General features: G+C 70.9%; 17 protein-coding genes. 7 read left to right on the forward strand and 10 right to left on the reverse strand.

The annotated features are described in order from the left end of the window. Positions 1 to 378 precede the first annotated feature (378 nt). Positions 379 to 2,355: a protease pro-enzyme activation domain-containing protein gene (locus tag ABH941_RS37320; RefSeq protein WP_370135226.1), complete on the forward strand. Its 1,977-nt coding sequence runs from the start codon at positions 379 to 381 to the stop codon at positions 2,353 to 2,355. Between the two features lie 551 nt (positions 2,356 to 2,906). On the opposite strand, the gene ABH941_RS37325 is transcribed toward ABH941_RS37320, so the two are convergent. The 6 genes from ABH941_RS37325 to ABH941_RS37350 all read right to left on the reverse strand — a co-directional run bounded on the left by ABH941_RS37325 (position 2,907) and on the right by ABH941_RS37350 (position 8,251). Continuing rightward, entirely contained in the window at positions 2,907 to 3,071 is a 165-nt protein-coding gene (locus tag ABH941_RS37325; protein WP_370135229.1) for a hypothetical protein, read from the reverse strand. A 47-nt stretch (positions 3,072 to 3,118) separates the two neighbouring features. Then, positions 3,119 to 4,387 (reverse strand): beta-ketoacyl synthase, encoded by a 1,269-nt coding sequence (locus ABH941_RS37330; protein ID WP_370135231.1) that lies wholly within the window; start codon positions 4,385 to 4,387, stop codon positions 3,119 to 3,121. A gap of 148 nt (positions 4,388 to 4,535) precedes the next feature. Next, entirely contained in the window at positions 4,536 to 4,778 is a 243-nt protein-coding gene (locus ABH941_RS37335; protein WP_030251060.1) for an acyl carrier protein, read from the reverse strand. A gap of 101 nt (positions 4,779 to 4,879) precedes the next feature. Continuing rightward, complete coding sequence (locus ABH941_RS37340; RefSeq protein WP_134009867.1) at positions 4,880 to 5,914, reverse strand: beta-ketoacyl-ACP synthase III; 1,035 nt, start codon at positions 5,912 to 5,914, stop codon at positions 4,880 to 4,882. Continuing rightward, on the reverse strand, positions 5,911 to 6,861 hold the full coding sequence (locus tag ABH941_RS37345; protein WP_370135236.1) for an ACP S-malonyltransferase: 951 nt from the start codon (positions 6,859 to 6,861) through the stop codon (positions 5,911 to 5,913). Before ABH941_RS37345 ends, ABH941_RS37340 begins: the two co-directional genes overlap by 4 nt. 193 nt (positions 6,862 to 7,054) lie before the next feature. Next, positions 7,055 to 8,251: a PucR family transcriptional regulator gene (locus tag ABH941_RS37350; protein ID WP_370135388.1), complete on the reverse strand. Its 1,197-nt coding sequence runs from the start codon at positions 8,249 to 8,251 to the stop codon at positions 7,055 to 7,057. 233 nt (positions 8,252 to 8,484) lie between these two features. Between ABH941_RS37350 and ABH941_RS37355 the strand changes: the two genes are divergently transcribed. Next, on the forward strand, positions 8,485 to 9,231 hold the full coding sequence (locus ABH941_RS37355) for a pirin family protein (RefSeq protein ID WP_370135238.1): 747 nt from the start codon (positions 8,485 to 8,487) through the stop codon (positions 9,229 to 9,231). 131 nt (positions 9,232 to 9,362) lie between these two features. On the opposite strand, the gene ABH941_RS37360 is transcribed toward ABH941_RS37355, so the two are convergent. Next, positions 9,363 to 10,196, reverse strand: coding sequence for a serine hydrolase domain-containing protein (locus tag ABH941_RS37360; RefSeq protein WP_370135240.1), 834 nt, complete (start codon positions 10,194 to 10,196; stop codon positions 9,363 to 9,365). 99 nt (positions 10,197 to 10,295) lie between these two features. Here ABH941_RS37360 and ABH941_RS37365 point away from each other — a divergent pair, with 99 nt between their 5' ends. Together ABH941_RS37365 and ABH941_RS37370 are read left to right on the forward strand one after the other, a co-directional pair. Beyond that, positions 10,296 to 10,715 (forward strand): MerR family transcriptional regulator, encoded by a 420-nt coding sequence (locus ABH941_RS37365; protein ID WP_370135243.1) that lies wholly within the window; start codon positions 10,296 to 10,298, stop codon positions 10,713 to 10,715. Next, positions 10,712 to 11,728 (forward strand): aldo/keto reductase, encoded by a 1,017-nt coding sequence (locus tag ABH941_RS37370; protein ID WP_370135247.1) that lies wholly within the window; start codon positions 10,712 to 10,714, stop codon positions 11,726 to 11,728. Before ABH941_RS37365 ends, ABH941_RS37370 begins: the two co-directional genes overlap by 4 nt. A gap of 132 nt (positions 11,729 to 11,860) precedes the next feature. On the opposite strand, the gene ABH941_RS37375 is transcribed toward ABH941_RS37370, so the two are convergent. The 3 genes from ABH941_RS37375 to aceE all read right to left on the reverse strand — a co-directional run bounded on the left by ABH941_RS37375 (position 11,861) and on the right by aceE (position 17,019). Beyond that, positions 11,861 to 13,063: an alpha/beta hydrolase gene (locus tag ABH941_RS37375; RefSeq protein ID WP_370135249.1), complete on the reverse strand. Its 1,203-nt coding sequence runs from the start codon at positions 13,061 to 13,063 to the stop codon at positions 11,861 to 11,863. A gap of 255 nt (positions 13,064 to 13,318) precedes the next feature. Beyond that, on the reverse strand, positions 13,319 to 14,089 hold the full coding sequence (locus ABH941_RS37380) for a G1 family glutamic endopeptidase (RefSeq protein WP_370135252.1): 771 nt from the start codon (positions 14,087 to 14,089) through the stop codon (positions 13,319 to 13,321). A gap of 179 nt (positions 14,090 to 14,268) precedes the next feature. Beyond that, positions 14,269 to 17,019 carry a pyruvate dehydrogenase (acetyl-transferring), homodimeric type gene (gene aceE, locus ABH941_RS37385; RefSeq protein WP_370135255.1) on the reverse strand — a complete coding sequence of 917 codons (2,751 nt, stop codon included), beginning with the start codon at positions 17,017 to 17,019 and terminating at the stop codon, positions 14,269 to 14,271. A gap of 589 nt (positions 17,020 to 17,608) precedes the next feature. On the opposite strand from aceE, the gene ABH941_RS37390 reads away from it, so the two are divergent. The 3 genes from ABH941_RS37390 to ABH941_RS37400 all read left to right on the forward strand — a co-directional run bounded on the left by ABH941_RS37390 (position 17,609) and on the right by ABH941_RS37400 (position 19,595). Beyond that, the gene (locus ABH941_RS37390; RefSeq protein ID WP_030251092.1) at positions 17,609 to 18,055 is read left to right on the forward strand and encodes a DUF3052 domain-containing protein; all 447 of its coding nucleotides are present in this window, start codon (positions 17,609 to 17,611) and stop codon (positions 18,053 to 18,055) included. A 127-nt stretch (positions 18,056 to 18,182) separates the two neighbouring features. Continuing rightward, positions 18,183 to 19,040: a hypothetical protein gene (locus ABH941_RS37395; protein ID WP_370135258.1), complete on the forward strand. Its 858-nt coding sequence runs from the start codon at positions 18,183 to 18,185 to the stop codon at positions 19,038 to 19,040. 96 nt (positions 19,041 to 19,136) lie between these two features. Continuing rightward, entirely contained in the window at positions 19,137 to 19,595 is a 459-nt protein-coding gene (locus ABH941_RS37400) for a peroxiredoxin (RefSeq protein WP_370135261.1), read from the forward strand. Positions 19,596 to 19,713 lie beyond the last annotated feature (118 nt).

The following is a 19,713-nucleotide window of genomic DNA, read 5'->3' on the forward strand; positions in this document are numbered from 1 at the left end:
GGCTGGGCATCATGTCCGGGTATATCCGCATCACGGAACCTCGAAGCGACCACCCTGGGGACCGGGAGCACCGCCCCTGACCCGCAGTTGTCCGATAATAGGCGCACTCCGCACTCATGGCGGACCGTCAGATGTCGCCTGCGTAAATCCCCTGTTGCATCCACTCGGCGTGGTGGCAGGTCTGGAATCAGTTCTCGCCAACCCCTTGCGCCACAATTCTTGACCCGTGTACACATCACAGGGGTATTCCGAACGGGCGTTCACGCGGGTCGCTCGGTCCCCATGTCCTGACGGACCCTCACTCCTGGAGTCGTCATTACCGATAACCAGTCCACACGCGGGCGGCGTACTCGCATAGCCACCGCGGCGTTCGCCTCCATGGCTCTGGCCGGAGGCACGCTCGCGCTCGCTGCGCCGTCCCACGCAGCATCGGTCACGCCCACGGCCAAGACCCTCATGGGCAGCCACCCGGCCTGGGCCACCGCCACGGCGGACCAGGGCGCCGTGGCCGCGGACACCGTGACCTCCGCGACCGTGTACCTGGCCGGCCAGGACCCGGCCGGCCTCGCCGCGTACGCGAAGGCGGTCTCCTCACCCGGCAGCGCCACCTATGGGAAGTTCCTGACGGCCGCTCAGGCCAAGGCCAAGTACCTGGCCACCCCGGCCCAGATCCAGACCGTCAAGGACTGGCTGACCTCGGCCGGCCTCACGGTCACCGGCGCCACCGACCACGCGGTCAGCGTGAGCGGCAGGACCTCGGCGATCCAGAAGGCCTTCAACACCCAGCTGCACCAGTACTCGCTGAACGGCAAGAAGGTCGACGCGCCGACCAAGGACGCGGTCGTGCCGGCTTCGGTCTCCGCTCTGGTCAGCGGCGTCGTCGGCCTCAGCGGCACCGCGCCCACGGTCAAGCCGCAGTCGGTCTCGGTGAAGACCGCCGCAGCGGGCGCCGGCTCCACGTCCAGCGGCAGCCTGCCGACCGTGGCGACCTGCTCCGACTACTGGGGACAGAAGGCCGTCAAGGCCGGCCCGACCGGTTACACCAAGAAGACCAGCTTCGACGAGTGCTCCTTCCAGCCCTCGCAGCTGCGCAAGGCCTACGGCATCACCGCCTCCGGCCTGACCGGCAAGGGTGCGACCGTGGCCATCGTGGACGCCTACGGCTCCACCACGATGGAGGCGGACGCCAACCAGTTCTCCACCAACCACGGTGACAAGGCCTTCCGGACCGGCCAGTACACCGAGGTCGTCACCCCGGCCCAGTGGAACAACCAGGACGCCTGCGGCGGCGCCGCCGGCTGGGCGGGCGAGGAGGCCCTGGACGTCGAGATGGTGCACGGGCTCGCGCCCGACGCCAACGTCGTCTACGTGGGCGCCAACTCCTGCACGGACGCCGACCTTTCGGCCGCCCTGGCCAACATCGTCGACAACCACCTCGCCGACGTCGTCTCCAACTCCTGGGACGGCCTGATGCACGGCACCTGGGGCGATGAGCCCGCCGCGCAGATCGCGGCCTACGAGCAGATCTTCGAGCAGGGTGCCATCGAGGGCATCGGCTTCGACTTCAGCTCGGGCGACTGCGGCGACAACTCGCCGGCCGCGGCGGCCACCGGTGTCAACTGCGACAGCACCAGCACCCGCGCCCAGACCGGTTTCCCCAGCTCGGACAACTGGGCCACGAGCGTCGGCGGCACCGCGCTGGCGATCTCCAACAAGAAGGGTTCCTACGGCTTCGAGACCGACATGGGCACCCTGCGCTCGGTGCTGTCGGCGGACGGAACCTCCTGGTCGCCCTTCCCGGGCAAGTTCTACTTCGGCGGCGGCGGCGGCACCAGCGAGGACTTCGCCCAGCCGTGGTACCAGAGCTGGACCGTCCCGAGCTCACTGTCGCACACCCTGATGACCGGTGCGACCAGCAAGACCGCGCAGCGGGTCACCCCGGACGTCGCGATGAACGGTGACCTGTACACCTCGGTGCTGGTCGGCATGTCCGACGGCTCCCCGTACAGCGAGGGCGGCTACGGCGGCACCAGCGTCTCGGCGCCGGAGTTCTCCGCGGTCCAGGCCGACGCCATCCAGGCCCAGCACGGCCGTGCGATCGGCTTCGCCAACCCGGAGATCTACCTGAAGGCCGGCAGCAAGGCCTTCACCGACGTCGTCAACAAGACGACCGCGCCGGGCAAGGAGCCGCTGAACGCGGTATTCGACGCCGGCATCGTCAGCGGATCGCTCAGGGTCCGTCTGGTCGCCTTCGGCCGTGACTACGGTCTGGCCGCCACCAAGGGCTACGACAACGCCACCGGCGTCGGCTCGCCCACCGAGGCCTACCTGGACTCGTTCGGCTACGGCCGGTAGGTAGAGCGGTAGTGCTTCACATCTGAGCGGTACCGGTACCCCAGGCACCGGGGCCGGCGGAACGTTTCGCCCGGCCCCGGTGCTGCTCGTTGCACGCGTCCTGCGTCGGACGACGAGGAACAGCACCACCCCGGCGACCAGCAGCAGTACCCCAGGGCCGAGGAACAGCCAGGGGCTCCACTCCTCCGTGCAACTGCCGCCCTCCGGGGTTCCGGAGCAGACCGTGCCCGGACCGCCCCGGTTGAGGTAGGCGATCCAGAGCAGCGGCAGCGCCGGGCCCGACAGCGCTCCCGGCAGCCCCACCAGCGAGCCCCTGCGCGAAGCCAGCAGCACGGTCGCCGCCGCGGTCAGCACCAGCACGAAGACGCCGACGGACAGCAGCGTCGCCAGCGCCAGCGCGTAACCGCCGCCGACCAGCACCCAGGCTCCGAACCAGAGCCATGAGCGATCGAGCTTCACCGTGCTCACCTGCGCTTCCGCTTGCTCCAGCTTCCCGGGGAGCGAACCCCCGGACCCTCACGCCGCGCTGCTGCGGTGGAATCTCACAGTGCTCACCTGCGCTTTCTCTTGAAGATGTCCAGCAGGGAGGCGATCTTCCCGGCCCGGTCGAACAGGGCCAGCGCGGGCTCGCGCTCGCCCTCCAGGTTGGCCGGCTGCTCGGCCAGGCCGGTCGGACGGCCTGACCTCCTGACGAAAACAGCGCCCGGTCGCCGCAACTTCAGTGCGGCGACCGGGCGCTGTCGGTGTGTCAGTTGATGCTGCGTCAGCTGGTGCTGCGGAAGGCCAGCACCACGTTGTGGCCGCCGAAGCCGAACGAGTTGTTCAGCGCCGCGATCTGCCCCTCGGGGAGCTTGCGGGCCTCGCCGGTGACGATGTCGGCGTCGACCTCCGGGTCCAGGTCGTCCACGTTGAGGGTGGGCGGGGCCTGCCGGTGGTGCAGGGCCAGCACGGTGGCGACGGTCTCGATGCCGCCGGCGCCGCCCAGCAGGTGGCCGGTCATCGACTTGGTCGCGGAGATCGCGATGTGGTCGACGTGGTCGCCGAGCTCCTTGCGCAGTGCCTTGATCTCGGCGACGTCGCCCTGCGGGGTCGAGGTGGCGTGCGCGTTGAGGTGCACCACCTCGGCCTTGTCCAGGTCGGTCGACTCGAAGAGGTGCGCCAGGGCACGGGCGATGCCGGCGCCGGTGGGCTCCGGCTGCGCGATGTGGTGGGCGTCCGAGGACAGGCCCTGGCCCACGGCCTCGCAGTACACCCGGGCGCCGCGGGCGGCGGCGTGCGCGGCGGACTCGAGCACGATCACGCCGGCGCCCTCGCCCAGGACGAAGCCGTCACGGGCCTTGTCGTAGGGACGCGAGGCGGCCTGCGGGTGCTCGTTGTTCTTGGACATCGCCATCATGTTGGAGAAGGCGACGATGGGCAGCGGGTGGATGGCCGCCTCGGTGCCGCCGGCGACCACGACATCGGCGCGGCCGGTGCGGATCATCTCGATGGCGTAGCCGATGGCCTCGGCGCCCGACGCGCAGGCGCTGACCGGGGTGTGCACGCCGGCCCGCGCGCCGATCTCCAGACCGACGTTGGCCGCCGGGCTGTTCGGCATCAGCATCGGCACGGTGTGCGGGGAGACGCTGCGGACGCCCTTCTCCTTCAGCACGTCGTACTGGTCGAGCAGGGTGGTCACGCCGCCGATGCCGGAGGCGACGACCGCGCCCAGGCGGTCCGGGTCCACGGTGGATCCGGGGGCGGTGGCCGCGGTCTCGAAGCCGGCGTCGGCCCAGGCCTCGCGGGCCGCGATCAGCGCGAACTGCGCCGAGCGGTCCAGTCGCCGGGTCTGGTGCCTGGGAATGACGTCACCGGGCTCCACCGCCGTGCGGGCGGCGATGCGCACCGGGATGTCGGCGGCCCACTCCTCTTCCAGGAGCCGTACCCCGGAGCGCCCGTTGACCAGGCCCTCCCAGGTGGAGGCGGCGTCACCGCCGAGCGGCGTGAAGGCGCCGACGCCTGTGACGACCACGGTGCGGCTGTCGTTCGTCACTGCAAATCTCCCACGTGTACGTCTGCTGGATGGCTTCTGGATCGGGCCGGCGGAGGGGGCGGGACGCCCCCGGCCTGAGAACGGGCCGGGGGGCGACCCGGGTCGAACCGCTGAGGCTCAGCTGCTGGTGCGACTCAGCTACTGCGACTCAGCTGTTGGCGAGGATGAAGTCCACGGCGTCGCCGACGGTCTTCAGGTTCTTGACCTCGTCGTCCGGGATCTTCACGCCGAAGCGCTCCTCGGCGGCGACGACGACCTCGACCATGGACAGCGAGTCGACGTCCAGGTCGTCGGTGAACGACTTGTCCAGCTCGACGTCCTCGGCCGGGATCCCGGCGATCTCGTTGACGATCTCCGCGAGACCGGAAAGGACCTCGTCCTTGGTGGCCATGTCGGCACTCCTTCGTGTTGTGCACTGTCCGTTCCCCGCCGGAATGCGGGGCACGGTCGTCATTTTCACAACCCCAGCAGGCCGGAGCCCGCGGGGGACTACTAGGGGAGGGTAACGACAGCGGCTGCGTACACCAGACCCGCCCCGAACCCGATGATCAGGGCGAGGTCGCCGCTCTTGGCCTCCCCGCTCTGCAGCATGCGCTCCATCGCCAGCGGGATGGAGGCCGCCGAGGTGTTGCCGGTCTCCGCGATGTCGCGGGCGACCGGAACGCTCTCGGGCAGCTTCAGCGCCTTGATCATGGCATCGATGATCCGCATGTTGGCCTGGTGCGGGATGAACGCGCCGAGCTGGTCGGCGGTGATCCCGGCGGCGTCCAGGGCGCGCTGCGCGGCCTTGGCCATGTCCCAGACCGCCCAGCGGAAGACCGCCTGACCCTCCATCCGCAGGGCCGGCCACTTCACCTCGTCACCGGTGCCGTTGACGGCGTCCGGCTTGGCGAAGGCGGTGTCCCAGGCCTGCGTCTGGCTGATGACGTCCTTCTGCGAACCGTCGGAGCCCCAGATCACCTTGCCGATGCCGGGGGTCTCGGACGGGCCGACCACGACCGCGCCGGCGCCGTCGCCGAAGATGAAGGCCGTCGAACGGTCCGTCACATCGGTGAGGTCGGACAGCCGCTCCACCCCGATGACCACGACGTACTCGGCACTGCCGCTGCGCACCATGCCGTCGGCCAGGCTCAGGCCGTAGCCGAACCCGGCGCAGGCGGCGGAGATGTCGAAGGCCGGGGCGGTGCCGCAGCCGAGCCGCTGGGCGATCTCGGTGGCGATGGCCGGGGTCTGCTTGAGGTGCGAGACGGTGGCGACGATCACGCCGCCGATCTGCTCGGGGGCGATCCCGGACTGGGCGATGGCCTTGGCCGCCGCCTGCACCGACATCTCGGCGACGCTCTCCTCGGGCCCGGCCCAGCGGCGCTCGGTGATCCCGCTGCGGGTGCGGATCCACTCGTCCGAGGAGTCGATCCAGTTCAGCACCTCGGAGTTGGGGATGACCCGGACCGGGCGGTAGCCGCCGACGCCCAGGATCCGCGCGAACGCGGCACCGGTGCTCGGGGTGATAGCGGGAACAATGGTCATGTAGCGGCCCCCTCGGGTGCGGCGTGCTCAGCGATCAACTCGCGGGCCTTGTCGAGGTCGTCCGGAGTCTTCAGAGCGAGGGTAGCCACCCCCTTCAGGTTGCGCTTAACCAGGTTGGTCAGTGTCCCAGCAGGTGGGACCTCGATCACACAGGTGGCGCCCAGCCGCTCCAGAGCCTCCATGCAGAGGTCCCAGCGGACCGGGTTGGAGACCTGCGAGACCAGCCTGCTCAGCACCTCGGCGCCGCTCTCCACGGTCTTGCCGTCCGCGTTGGAGACATAGGCGGTCAGCGGGTCCTGCACGGTGAGGCCGGGGGCGAGCTTCGCCAGCCGCTCCACCCCGGCGGCCATGTGCGCGGTGTGGAAGGCGCCGGCGACCGAGAGGGCGATGATCCGGGCCTTGGCGGGCGGGTCGGCCTTGAAGGCGTCGAGCTGCTCCTGGGTGCCGGCGGCGACGATCTGGCCGCCGCCGTTGTTGTTCGCGGCGGTCAGGCCGTGCTCGGCGAGCTTCGCGGCCACCTCGTCCGGGTCCCCGCCGAGGACCGCGCACATCCCGGTCGCGGTCTCCGCCGCGGCGCCGGCCATGGCCAGACCGCGCTGCCGGACGAAGGCGACGGCCTGCTCGGGGGACATCACCCGGGAGAACGCGGCGGCGGTGATCTCACCGACGCTGTGTCCGGCGACCGCGCCCAGCCGACCCGCCGACAGCGGCTGGGAGGCGGGGAACAGGACGGAGCCCGCGGCCATCCCGGCGGCGACCAGCAGCGGCTGGGCGACGGCGGTGTCCTTGATCGTCTCCGCGTCGGCCTCGGTGCCGTAGTGCACCAGGTCGAGCCCGGCCACGGCGGACCACCAGTGCAGCCTGTCGGCCACACCGTCGACCTCGAGCCACGGGGCGAGGAATCCTGGCGTCTGGGCACCCTGTCCGGGAGCAACGATTACGAGCACAGAACCAACCTTCTCTCGCCGGACCTACCGGACGCGGGTGGGGACGGCGACCAATAACCGCAGTCGTCGTTGTGGATTCCCTACAGTTCGAAACTTCAGCAGGTCAGCCGGGGTGTCTGCGCAGCGGGCCTCGCCCGCCGGGGGTTCACCCGGGGGCGCGGGGGGTGGCCCCCCGAAAGGTCGCAGCCCCAGGTCATGACGGCTGGAGTCGTCCCAGGGCCAGGGCGATGCGCAGGGTGAAGGCAGAACGGACGTCGCTGGGCGCATACCCGGTGACGTCGGTCACACGCCGCAGCCGGTAGCGGACGGTGTTGGGGTGCACGAACAGCATCCGCGCCGCGCCCTCCAGCGAGGACGCCTGCTCCAGATAGACCGACAGGGTGTCCAGCAGTGCGGACCCGGCCTCGTCCAGCGGGGTGTAGATCTCCTCGACCAGCTGCGCGCGGGCCGCCTGGTCCCCGGCCAGCGCCCGCTCCGGGAGCAGGTCGTCGGCCAGTACCGGACGGGGCGCGTCGGGCCAGGCCGCGCAGGCGCGCAGCCCGGCGGCGGCGGCCTGGGCGGAGCGGGTCGCCGACAGCAGGTCGCCCACGGTGGGGCCGATCACCACCGGACCCGCGGCGAACTGCCCGATCAGCGCGCGGGCGGCCGGGACCGGGTCCCAGACCCGGTCCGAGTTCCTGCCCCCGTCGCCGACCACGACGACCAGCCGGGCCCCCAGCACCCCGGTCAGCACATGCAGCTTGGCGTGCCGGGCGGCCCTGCGGATGGCCTCGACCACCAGCTCGCTGTCCCCGGCGGGCGCGCTGCCCATCACCACCATCACCCGGTCGGGCGATCTCCAGCCGAGCGCTGCGGCCCGGGAGAGCACGCCCTCGTCGGCGTCCCCCGACAGCAGCGAGTTGACCACCAGGGCCTCAAGACGGGCGTCCCAGGCTCCGCGCGCCTCGGCGGCCTGCGCGTACACCTGCGCCGTGGCGAAGGCGATCTCCCGGGCGTAGACCAGCACCGCCTCGCGCAGCCCGTCCTCGCCGCCGGGGGCCGCGACCTCGTCGATGGCCTCCTCGACCACCTCGATGGTGGTCCGGATCATCTCCACGGTCTGGCGCAGCGTCACCGCCCGGGTCAGCTCGCGCGGGGCCGTCCCGAAGACGTCGGTGCTGATCGCCTGGGGGGCCTCCGGATGGCGGAACCACTCGGTGAACGCGGCGATGCCGGCCTGGGCGACCAGGCCGATCCAGGAGCGGTGCTCCGGCGGCATGTTGCGGTACCAGGACAGCTGCTCGTCCATCCGGGCGATCGCCGCAGTGGAGAGCTTCCCGGCGGCCTTCTCCAGCCGTTTGAGCGTGGCGGCATGCCGCTCGGCCCGCTCGGCGGCGGTCCGGCGCTCTATCGCCGTCCCCCGGGGCGATCCCCGGCGCTCGGGCTCCGGCTCGGGGCCGTCCGGCGGCGCGGCGGGCGGCGTCGCCCTGGCTGCGGCCTTCTTGGCGGTCTTCTTCGCTGGCTTATCGACTGGGACGGCTGGCACAGGCACAAGACTGCCCTACCTACGGCGGGATGCGCGCCGAGCAGCAGCTTCCCGGTGCGTGGCAACGGTCACAACCGGGGCACGGTAGCGTCGGTCGCGTGTCCGAGCAGCCCGCCTCCGCCCTCACGGTCCACCTCGCGTTCGAGCGCTATGCCTCCGCGCCCGAGCCGGGGGTGATGACCCGGCATGCGTTCTCCTTCGCGGGCCACTACGACCCGGCGAACACCCATTTCGGGGCGCTGCTGGCCTGCAACGAGGAGACCCTGGCGGCCGGGGCGGGCTTCGCCCCGCACAAGCACCGCGACACCGAGATCCTGACCTGGGTGCTGGACGGGGCACTGGCGCACCGGGACGACCACGGTCACGCGGCGGTGGTCCGGCCGGGCCGGGTGCAGTACCTGGGCGCGGGCAGCGGAGCCGTCCACAGCGAGTCCAATGTCGGCGGTGCGGCCGGGCCGGTGCGCTTCGTGCAGTTCTGGCTGCAGCCGGACGCGTTCGGGACGGAGCCCCGCTACGCCCTGCGGCCCGCGCCGACCGGTTCCGGGCTGCTCACCCTCGCCGACCTGGGCGAGCTGCGGCGCGCCGACGCCGCCCTGCACCTGCTGCGGGTCGGCCCGGGCGCGGCGCTGCCCGCGCTGCCCGATGCCGACTACCGCTATCTGCATGTCGTGCGCGGCGGCCTCGGCTTCCGCACGGCGGGCGGGCCGCGCGGGGTGGGACGGGAGCTGGGCCCTGGCGACAGCCTGAGGATGACCGGGGCGGCCGGGCCGGTGGACCCGGTGGCGGGCCCGGAGGGTGTGGAGGCGTTGGTGTGGGAGATGCACTCGCCGGTCCGTTACGGCTGAGCGGGCGGATCTACGCTCCGGACCGTAGTGGGCTGTTCGCGCAGTTCCCCGCGCCCCTATCGTGCTGCAGCAGCCCCTAGGGGCGCGGGGAACTGCGCGACCAGCCCAGCACACGCCGCACCCAGGATCCGTCAAGACCCCCCGGCCAGCTCCCGCAGCACCGCGTCGGTGAACGGGGGCCACAGCTCCGCGGCCCAGGTGCCGAAGGGGCGGTCGGTGAGGGCGACGCAGGCCGCGCCGGCGACCGGGTCCACCCAGAGGAAGGTCCCGGTCTGGCCGAAGTGGCCGAAGGCGGTGGGGGCGCTGTTCAGGCCCATCCAGTGCGGCGCCTTGTGGTCGCGCAGGTCGAAGCCCAGGCCCCAGTCGTTGGGCCGCTGGTGTCCGAAGCCCGGCAGCACGCCGTCCAGACCGGGGAAGGCCACCGTGACCGCCTCCGCCAGGGTGGACGGGTGCAGCACCCGGGGCGCCTGCAGCTCCGCGGCGAAGCGGGCCAGGTCGGCGGCGGTGGAGACGCCGCCCGCGCCGGCCGGGCTCTTGGACCCCGGGTCGATCAGGGTGTCGGCCATGCCCAGCGGCTCGAACACGGCCTCCGCGGCGTACTGCGGGAAGCGGATGCCGGTGGCCTTCTCCACGGTCTCGGCCAGCACGTCGAAACCGGCGTTGGAGTAGAGCCTGCGGGTGCCGGGGGCGGCCATCTGCCGGTGCTCGTCGAAGGCCAGCCCCGAGGTGTGGGCCAGCAGATGACGGACCGTCGAGCCCTCGGGGCCGGCCGGCTGGTCCAGCTCGACCGCCCCCTCCTCGACCGCGACCAGCACCGCGAACGCGCTCAGCGGCTTGGTGACCGACGCCAGCGCGAAGGCGTGCCCCTGCGGCCCGCGCGCCCCCGCCAGGGTGCCGTCCCGGAGCACCACGGCGGCGGCCGCCGTCGGCACCGGCCACTTGTCGATCATCAACAGGCTGTCCATGCCGGACAGCCTATCGATGCCCGCACTCGGACGGAGGCACCGGTTGTGCCGGGTCGGTGCGCTTGCTTAGAGCGCACTCAAAGTCGGTAGGTTCGAAGCATGTCACTGGCGATGGCCGCAGAACCGGCAGAACCGACCGAACCCGACGAAACCCCGCGCCACACCATCGGCGAGGTCGTCGCCCGGACCGGCCTCACCGCGCACACGCTGCGCTGGTACGAGCGGATCGGCCTGCTGGAGCACCCGGCCCGCTCGCACTCGGGCCAGCGGCGGTTCAGCGACCGCGACCTGGTCTGGCTGGAGTTCCTCAACAAGCTCCGGCTGACCCAGATGCCGGTGGCGGACATGGTCCGCTACGCCGAGCTGCGTCGCGAGGGCGAGCACACCGCCGCCGCCCGCCAGGAACTGCTGATCCAGCACCGCGACGAGGTGCGCCAGCGGATCGCGGACCTGCAGGCCACGCTGATGATCATCGACTGCAAGATCGAACTTTACGCGGAGAGGCAGACGCAGGTATGAGCAGCAACAGCACCATCCCGACCACCACCCTCGGCACCGGCGGCCCGGTGGTCGGCGTCCAGGGCCTCGGCTGCATGGGCATGAGCGACTTCTACGGCGAGACCGACACCGCCGAGGCCCTGGCCACCCTGGACCGCGCCCTTGAGCTCGGGGTCACCTTCTTCGACACCGCCGACATGTACGGCCACGGCGAGAACGAGAAGCTCATCGGCCCGTTCGTCCGGGCCAACCGGGACCGGGTGGTGGTCGCCACCAAGTTCTCCATCGAACGCCGGATCGACGACCCCACCTACCGGGCCGTGCGCAACGACCCCGCGTACATCCGGCAGGCCGTCGACGCCAGCCTGAGCCGTCTCGGCGTGGACGTCATCGACGTGTACTACATGCACCGCCGCAACCCCGAGGTGCCGCTGGCCGAGTCGGTCGGCGCGATGGGGGAGCTGGTGACGGCCGGGAAGGTCAGGTACCTGGGCCTGTCCGAGGTCACCGGCGCGGAGCTGCGCGAGGCGCACGCGGTGCACCCGATCACGGCCCTGCAGTCGGAGTGGTCGCTGTTCTCCCGGGACGTGGAGCGGTCCGCGGTGCCGGCGGCAGCCGAGCTCGGGGTGGCTTTCGTGCCCTACTCGCCGCTCGGCCGTGGGTTCCTGACCGGTGCCTTCGCCAACGCGAGCGAGCTGGGGACGGGCGACTTCCGCAACTATCAGCCCCGCTTCACCGGCGACAACGCCGCGCACAACGCTGCGCTGCTCACCCCGGTCCACAAGATCGCCGCGGCCCACGGTGCGGCGGCGGCGCAGGTCGCTCTCGCCTGGGTCCAGCAGCAGGCCGAGGTCCACGGCCTCGCGGTGGTGCCGATTCCTGGGACGCGGCGTCGGAGCCGGCTTGAGGAGAACGTGGGAGCGACGGCGCTGCACCTGAGCGCGGATGAGCTCGCTGCACTGGAGCCGATTGCCGCCGCGGTGGTGGGCGACCGGTATGCGGATATGACCGGGACGTCGGCCGCGCGCGAGTAGGTGGGTGGCTTGTCGCGCAGTTCCCCGCGCCCCCAAGGGTCTGCAACTGGCCCAGTTGCACACGTCAGGGGCGCGGGGCTCTGCTCGATGAAAAGCGCGCGCGACAAGCCCACAACTCAGCTGCACCCGAGGTCAGAGCCCCGAAATGCACCCGCCGTTGTTGTTCGAACAGACGACATCCGCATACCTGTCCAGCGCAATGTCTGCGAAGTTCCGCAGGCTCGCCGTCCCCGGAGACAGGTACCCGTTGTGCCCGCTGGCCCCGGTGGAGGCGATCACCCGGGAGCCGAAGTCCGTGCTGGTCGGATCGGCCCCATGGCCGAGCCCGGCGACCTCCAGGTAAGGAACGTTGCCGATCCAGTCACCGGGGTTGCGCGCCGTCGCCCACAGCCGCACGCCGGTGCCGAGCGCCGCCGCGTCGGGGACGTCCATGCCGGGGCTGCCGAAGACCACCATGTCGGTGACGCCCTGCGGGGCGTCGATCTTCGGGGCGGCGATACCGCAGACCACCGACCCGTAGGAGTGGCAGTACAGCGAAGGCGCCGTCTCCGGATGCGAGGTGATCTTGAGCCCGTCGAGCAGGCTCTCCAGCCGCGGCGCGGCAGCCTCGGCGAGGCGCGCGGTCGCCGCGTCCGCGCCCAGGCCGACCGGGGTGACATAGCCGGACCACGCTATGACCGCCGTGCTGGTGTCCGGCGAGACCTTGGCCTCCTCCGCGCGCAGCGCCTCCGCCATCCCGGCGGCGCCCTTCAGCGGCTGGTCGGTGCGCACGAAGTGGGCCAGGTCCATGTCGGAGCCCGGGACCACCACCGACACCCGCTGTGCGGTGGACAGGTTGCCGAACACCTCGGCCACGAGACCGCGTCCGCGCGGGTCGAAGGCCAGGATCTGGCGGCCGGGGGTGAGCAGGGTGTTCAGGATCCCGGCCCGTCCGGCGGCCGTGGCACGGTCACCGGCGCTGAGCGAGGTGTCCGCGGCGCGGGCCTTCTGGGTGGCGAGCTCCTGCTCCATGGCGATCGCGTTGGCCTGGTAGCGCAGCGCCAGCGGGGCGCCGTCGAAGTTGCCGACCACCAGCGGGTAGGCGTGCACCAGACGCTGCTGCTGGGCCCTGGTGAGCGAGGCGAAGAACGCGGCGACCTCGGTCGCCGTGGCCTTGGCCGGGTTCGGGAGGTCGCGGCCCAGCGAGTGGTCCTGGGTCCAGGCCTTGCTGCCGGCCGGCGGAGTGGTGATCGCGATCTGCTCGTCGGAGACTGCGGCACCCGCGGCTGCCGCCCCGGTGCCGGCGAGAACAGTGAAGGACACCATCGCAGCTATCAGCGTGCGCCTGAACCGCATACGCGTGATTCTCCTTGGGCGTGGGGCGACCGTCAGACGGGCCGTGCCCGGAGGTCTTGCTGAGATGTTCTGCGTCAGCCTAAGCGCAATACCGGTCTGCGTACGCCGTACTCGGCGTAACCAAACTGCGACAACCGTCACAACCAGCGCCAATCGGCCCACAGATTCACGGCTGCTTCACACGTGAGAGCCACGTCGGGCCCGCACTCCCATCCGGGGGTGCGGGCCCGAAGCAGTGGAGCGGTGGTGCCGGGGTCAGCTGTGCTTCCAGGTCACGGTGAAGGCGCTGCCGCCGGACAGGGCGGAGGTGGTGGCCTTGGTGGTGGAGCCGGAGACCATGTTGATCTGGTCGGGGGAGTAGTTGCCGATCGGCTGACCGTTGGCCTTGGCGCTGGTGAAGGACGCGGTGCCGAAGTTGGTCAGTGGCAGCACGCCGGAGCTGCTGGACGGGGCCTCGGCGATGACCTCGGCGGAGGCCAGCGCGGCGCTCCGGTAGGTCTTCTTGACTGTCCTGCTCCAGCCCTGGGTGGTGTCCGAGAGCACGAGCGTGAAGGTGCCGGTGCCGCTCTCGGTGACCGAGGAGGTGAAGTGGTCGCCCGGCTTGACCGTGTTGGAGAAGTTCACCGGGTAGGCCGGGTACATCTCGTACCAGGCGTAGTACTGCGGGGAGCCGCCGGAGCAGTCGACCTCGCTGCCGGTCTGCTCGACGGAGTTGCTGCCGTCGCCGTCCAGGCCGATCCAGAAGCTGGAGTACGTCGTCGCGCTGGTGCACTTGCCGGTGGGCTGCACCCAGCTGGCGCTGACGCTGGTGAACGTGGCGCCGGTCGCGGCGTAGCCGGACCAGTTGGAGGAGGAGCTGTTCCGGATTCCGCCGACCTGCGCGACCTGGTGGTGACCGGCCGGGGACGACAGTTGCAGCGGCGCGTCGCCGAACGCGGGGGCCGACACGGCCAGTCCCGGGGCAGCGGAGCCGAGGACGGCCAGCAGGCCGGCGGACAGAGCGGTGACGCGACGGGTTGTCGACATGGTGCTCCTTCTCGCGGTGGGGGATCCCGATGTTGTCGGAGTACGCACAACCTAGCGGCCACTGACACCCCGCACAGTGGTTTAACAGAAAGTCACACGAAAAAACCTCGACCCGGCGACTGGGAAGTCGCCGGGCCGAGGCCGGGTACTGCAGGGGAACTACCGGGGCTGACTGCCGGTCAGGCGTCGCCGCCGGCCGCGCCCGGGTGGGCCGCCGAGACGTCGAGCAGCTGGTAGCGGTCGATGGCGGCCTTCAGCGCCGAGCGGTCGATCTTGCCCTGCTTGGCGAGCTCGGTGAGCACGCCGAGGACCACCGACTGCGCGTCGATGTGGAAGAAGCGACGGGCCGCGCCACGGGTGTCGGCGAAGCCGAAGCCGTCCGCGCCCAGCGACTGCCACTGGCCCGGGACCCAGCGCGAGATCTGGTCCGGCACCGCGCGCATCCAGTCCGAGACGGCCACGAACGGGCCCTCGGAGCCGCTCAGCTTGCTGGTGACGTACGGCACGCGCTGCTCCTCCTCCGGGTGGAGCAGGTTGAACTCCTCCACCGCGATGGCGTCACGGCGCAGCTCGGTCCAGGAGGTCGCGGACCAGACGTCGGCCTTGACGTTCCACTCCTCGGCGAGGATGCGCTGGGCCTCCAGGGCCCACGGCACGCCCACGCCCGAGGCGAGGATCTGCGCCGGGATCTGGCCGCCGGTCGCCGGGGCGTACTTGTGCAGGCCCTTGAGGATGCCGTCGACGTCGACGTTCTCGGGCTCCGCGGGCATCAGCATCGGCTCGTTGTAGACCGTCATGTAGTAGAAGACGTCCTCGCCGTGCGGGAACTCGGCGCTGCTGCCGTACATCCGGCGCAGGCCGTCCTGCACGATGTGGGCGATCTCGAACCCGAAGGCCGGGTCGTACGCGACCACGGCCGGGTTGGTCGAGGCCAGCAGGTGGCTGTGGCCGTCGGCGTGCTGCAGGCCCTCACCGGTCAGGGTGGTGCGGCCGGCGGTGGCGCCGAGGACGAAGCCGCGCGCCAGCTGGTCGGCCATCTGCCAGAACTGGTCGCCGGTGCGCTGGAACCCGAACATCGAGTAGAAGACGTACACCGGGATCAGCGGCTCGCCGTGGGTCGCGTAGGACGACCCGGCGGCGATCAGCGAGGCGGTGCAGCCGGCCTCGGAGATGCCGTCGTGCAGCATCTGGCCGGTCGGCGACTCCTTGTAGGCGAGCAGCAGCTCGCGGTCGACCGACTCGTACAGCTGGCCCTGCGGGTTGTAGATCTTCGCCGAGGGGAACAGCGAGTCCATGCCGAAGGTGCGGTACTCGTCGGGGGCGATCGGCACGAAGCGCTTGCCGATCTCCTTGTCCCGCATCAGGTCCTTGAGCAGCCGGACGAAGGCCATGGTGCTGGCCATCTCCTGCTTGCCCGAGCCCTTCTTGAGCAGCTTGTAGGTGTCGTCGCCGGGGAGCTCCAGCTTGACCGGGCGCACCTTGCGGGTCGGCATGTAGCCGCCCAGCTCGCTGCGCCGGTCGTGCATGTACTGGATCTCCTCCGAGTCCTTGCCCGGGTGGTAGTAGGGCGGGTAGCCCTCGTCCAGCTGCTTGTCGGTGATCGGCAGGTGCAGCCGGTCGCGGAAGCGCTTGAGGTCCTCGGTGGTCAGCTTCTTCATCTGGTGGGTCGCGTTGCGGCCCTCGAAGTTGGGGCCGAGGGTCCAGCCCTTGACGGTCTGCGCCAGGATCACGGTCGGCTGGCCGACGTGCTCGCGGGCCGCCTTGAACGCCGCGTAGACCTTGGCGTGGTCGTGGCCGCCACGGCCCAGGTGCTGGATCTGCTGGTCGGTGAGGTCCTCGACCATCTTCCGCAGCCGCAGGTCGCCGCCGAAGAAGTTCTCCCGGATGTACGCGCCGGACTCGGTGGCGTAGGTCTGGAACTGGCCGTCCGGGGTGGTGTTCAGCTTGTTGACCAGGACGCCGTCGCGGTCCTGCGCCAGCAGCGGGTCCCAGTTGCGGTCCCAGATCAGCTTGATGACGTTCCAGCCGGCCCCGCGGAACTGCGACTCCAGCTCCTGGATGATCTTGCCGTTGCCGCGGACCGGGCCGTCCAGGCGCTGCAGGTTGCAGTTGACCACGAAGGTCAGGTTGTCCAGGTTCTCGCGGGCCGCGAGGGACAGCTGGCCCAGCGACTCGGGCTCGTCCATCTCGCCGTCGCCGAGGAACGCGTAGACATGCGACTGCGAGGTGTCCTTGATGCCGCGGTGCTGCAGGTAGCGGTTCATCCGCGCCTGGTAGATCGCGCCCAGGGGGCCCAGGCCCATGGAGACGGTCGGGAACTCCCAGAAGTCCGGCATCAGCCGCGGGTGCGGGTAGCTCGACAGGCCGTAGGGGGCCTTCGACTTCTCCTGGCGGAAGGAGTCGAGCTGCTGCTCGCTGAGCCGGTCCAGCAGGAACGCGCGGGCGTAGATGCCGGGGGAGGCGTGGCCCTGGAAGAAGATCTGGTCGCCGGACTCGCCGTCGGCGTCCTTGCCACGGAAGAAGTAGTTGAAGCCCACGTCGTAGAGGGACGCGGAGGAGGCGAAGGTGGCGATGTGGCCGCCCACGCCGATACCGGGTCGCTGCGCGCGGGAGACCATCACGGCCGCGTTCCAGCGGGTCGCGTTGAGGACCTTGCGCTCGATCTCCTCGTTGCCGGGGAAGAACGGCTCGTTCTTGGTCGCGATGGTGTTGATGTAGTCCGTGCTGCGCATCTCGGGCACGGCGACACGCTTCTCGCGGGCGCGCTCGATGAGCCGCAGCATCAGGTAGCGGGCGCGTTCACGGCCCCGCTCGTCGATGGCGGCGTCGAGCGATTCCAGCCACTCGCTGGTCTCCTCGGGATCGAAGTCCGGGACCTGGCTGGGCAGGCCGCCAATGATGATCGGGTTGCGATCGGATCCGGAAGCCACGCTGTTCCTTCACTGTCGGTCGAACTGAGGTGGTGTCGCGCCGCCTCCATCGTGGACCGCAGGTCGAGAAACGTCATCTCTACCAGTGGGTAACCGGTTCGTGCCCTGGGATGTCTCCATCCAAAAGCTCCCCATTAGGGTGAAACCGGCCCAGCTGTTGCAGTCGGAACCCTGGGTGGGGGCTCTGGCTGCGACTTAGCGGCCCGACCGAAACCACGGCGTTGTGGTGATCAGGAGGTGTGCGCGTAGCGCTCGCTGCAAGGGTGGCGGCGGGCGACGGGCGGGCTGGGGAGGGCCAATCAGGAACTGTACGCCCGGAGCGGGAGTGCTCTGGAATTGGTGTCCGGGGAGTGAGCGGGCGGCGCGAGGGGTACATCAGACGGCAATCCGCCGCGCGGATCCGCCGCACCGCTTGATACTGGGGCAAATGGGCGTGATGTGTGTCACGCTCGGCGGCGTGTCGCGTTGCGGCGCAGCGTCGCCGGTACGGGATCGGGCAGCGGGTACTTGCGCTGAACGCCCCGCCCGTGTGGACTACGGCCACAGCCCTGCCTTCAGGAGGCAGGGTCGGATATAGGAGGCAATTCCCGTGAGCGCGACCGCGGACCCCGCGGAGGACAGGACCAACCCGGCAAACCGGTTGGGATTCCAGCCCGGACAGGTGGTCCAGGAGCTCGGCTACGACGACGACGTCGACCAGGATCTGCGTGAGGCCGTGGAGGACCTCACCGGAAGCGAACTCGTCGACGAGGACTACGACGACGTCGCGGACGCCGTGCTGATGTGGTTCCGCGAGGACAGCGAGGACGGCGACCTCACCGACGCCCTCGTCGACGCCCAGGAGTACCTGGTGGAGGGCGGCCTCGTCTGGCTGCTCACCCCCAAGACCGGGCGTACCGGGCACGTCGAGGCCAGCGACATCGCCGAAGCGGCGCAGACCGCCGGCCTCTCCCAGACCAGCACCGTCGCCGTCAGCAAGGACTGGCAGGCGGTTCGGCTGGCCACCCCCAAGGCCGCCAAGGCAGGCCAGCGCTGATCAGCTGACGGCGTAACAGAGGGACCGACAGCTCAACACCGTGACGGCTCGCCGTACCGGCCGCCCGGCTCCAGGGGTGCAGCCGATACGGCGGGCCGTTGCGTTCTGCAACGGGCAGAATGCTGGGATGGACCATCATCGCGGCGTCGCCACCGGGTCGCCCGCAGAACTCGCGGAGCGGACCCTGGGGGCCTGGGACGCGCTCCTCGACCTGGCCGCGACGGTGCCGCCCGGGGCTGTCGGCCGGTTGGCGGAGCTGGGCTCCTGGTCCGAGCGCCCGGTGCTGGGACGGCTGATGGCGCAGGCCAGGGGCTTTGACGCCAGGGGTCCTGCTCCGGTTCCGGCCGAGGCGCCGCGGCTGGACCACTCGGGCGAGCGCCGGCCGGAGGTGCTGGCGGCGCTGGGCGAGGCGCGGAGCAGGGTCGCCGAGGCGCTGGCGGAGATCGCGGAACAGCCCCGGCTGGCCCTTCTGGAGCTGGACTCGGCGCTGGGGCCGCTGCCGCTGCTCACCCAGATCCACGCCTCCGCCCATGAGATCGCCGTGGCGGCCCTGGACTGCTTCCCGGACCGCGCCGCCGCCCGGTCCGGGCTGGACCGGGCGGTCACCGACGCCGGGATCGCCGCGCTGGTGGACGTGGTCGGGGCGCTGGCGTACCGGCAGGGGGTGCGCGCCGAAGCCGGGGTGTGGGGGGCGGGGACCGGCGGCTGGGTGTTCCACGCCGATGCCGACGGCTGGCGGACCGAACCGGGGAGCGGGGGCGTGCCGGGCATCGAGGGCGCCGCGGTGACCGTGCTCGGCGTACCGACCGGGCGGGCGGCACTGCCTTCGCTGCTGGCGAAGGGGGAGATCCGGCTGCACCGGATCGGCGGGCTGATGGCGCTGGCGCCGCTGGTGGAGCAGGTGCCGGGACTGCCGGGGGGCGCGCTGCTGCGGCGTGCGGTGGGCGTGGTGGGACTGCTCGGGCGGCTGCCCGGGCTCCGGTGACTGCGGGGCGGGTGGCAGGATGAGCGCGGGCACGACGACCGACAGGGTTCCGCGGCGCTGAGCCGGGGGCCCGCGACCATCTCTGAGAGGAAAGCAATGGCTATCGAGGTCGGCACCGAGGCTCCGGACTTCGAGCTCAAGAACCAGCACGGCGAGCTGGTCGGGCTCTCCGACTTCCGCGGCGAGAAGAACGTCGTGCTGGTCTTCTACCCCTTCGCGTTCACCGGTGTCTGCACCGGCGAGCTGTGCAGCCTGGAGAAGGACCTGCCGCAGTTCCAGAACGACGACGTGCAGATCCTGGCCGTCTCCAACGACTCGCCGTTCACGCTCCGCGTGTTCGCCGAGAAGGAGGGCCTGGAGTACCCGCTGCTGTCGGACTTCTGGCCGCACGGCGCCGCTTCCCGTGCCTACGGCGTGTTCGACGAGGAGAAGGGCTGCGCGGTGCGCGGCACCTTCGTCATCGACAAGGCCGGGGTGGTCCGCTGGACCGTCGTCAACGGACTGCCGGACGCGCGCGACCAGCAGGAGTACCTGAAGGCGCTCGCCGCCATCTGAGCCGAACCCCTCCGCGGTGCGGCTTGCGGTATGCGTGATCCCGACATTTTGGGGAACTGGCCACTACGATCGATCCGTTGGCTGGACAGCAACCGCAACCGCACCAACGGGGGCACGG

This window comes from Streptacidiphilus sp. EB103A (genome assembly GCF_041261405.1).
Lineage (GTDB): Bacteria > Actinomycetota > Actinomycetes > Streptomycetales > Streptomycetaceae > Streptacidiphilus.

What these genes read in the sequence shown, in the direction of transcription:
- ABH941_RS37395 (WP_370135258.1), top strand. Translation starts at nt 18,183, where the DNA reads ATGGACCATCATCGCGGCGTCGCCACCGGGTCGCCCGCAGAACTCGCG.
- ABH941_RS37380 (WP_370135252.1), bottom strand. Translation starts at nt 14,089, where the DNA reads ATGTCGACAACCCGTCGCGTCACCGCTCTGTCCGCCGGCCTGCTGGCC.
- ABH941_RS37365 (WP_370135243.1), top strand. Translation starts at nt 10,296, where the DNA reads ATGTCACTGGCGATGGCCGCAGAACCGGCAGAACCGACCGAACCCGAC.
- ABH941_RS37370 (WP_370135247.1), top strand. Translation starts at nt 10,712, where the DNA reads ATGAGCAGCAACAGCACCATCCCGACCACCACCCTCGGCACCGGCGGC.
- ABH941_RS37335 (WP_030251060.1), bottom strand. Translation starts at nt 4,778, where the DNA reads ATGGCCACCAAGGACGAGGTCCTTTCCGGTCTCGCGGAGATCGTCAAC.
- ABH941_RS37340 (WP_134009867.1), bottom strand. Translation starts at nt 5,914, where the DNA reads ATGACCATTGTTCCCGCTATCACCCCGAGCACCGGTGCCGCGTTCGCG.
- ABH941_RS37320 (WP_370135226.1), top strand. Translation starts at nt 379, where the DNA reads ATGGCTCTGGCCGGAGGCACGCTCGCGCTCGCTGCGCCGTCCCACGCA.
- ABH941_RS37360 (WP_370135240.1), bottom strand. Translation starts at nt 10,196, where the DNA reads ATGGACAGCCTGTTGATGATCGACAAGTGGCCGGTGCCGACGGCGGCC.
- ABH941_RS37400 (WP_370135261.1), top strand. Translation starts at nt 19,137, where the DNA reads ATGGCTATCGAGGTCGGCACCGAGGCTCCGGACTTCGAGCTCAAGAAC.
- ABH941_RS37375 (WP_370135249.1), bottom strand. Translation starts at nt 13,063, where the DNA reads ATGCGGTTCAGGCGCACGCTGATAGCTGCGATGGTGTCCTTCACTGTT.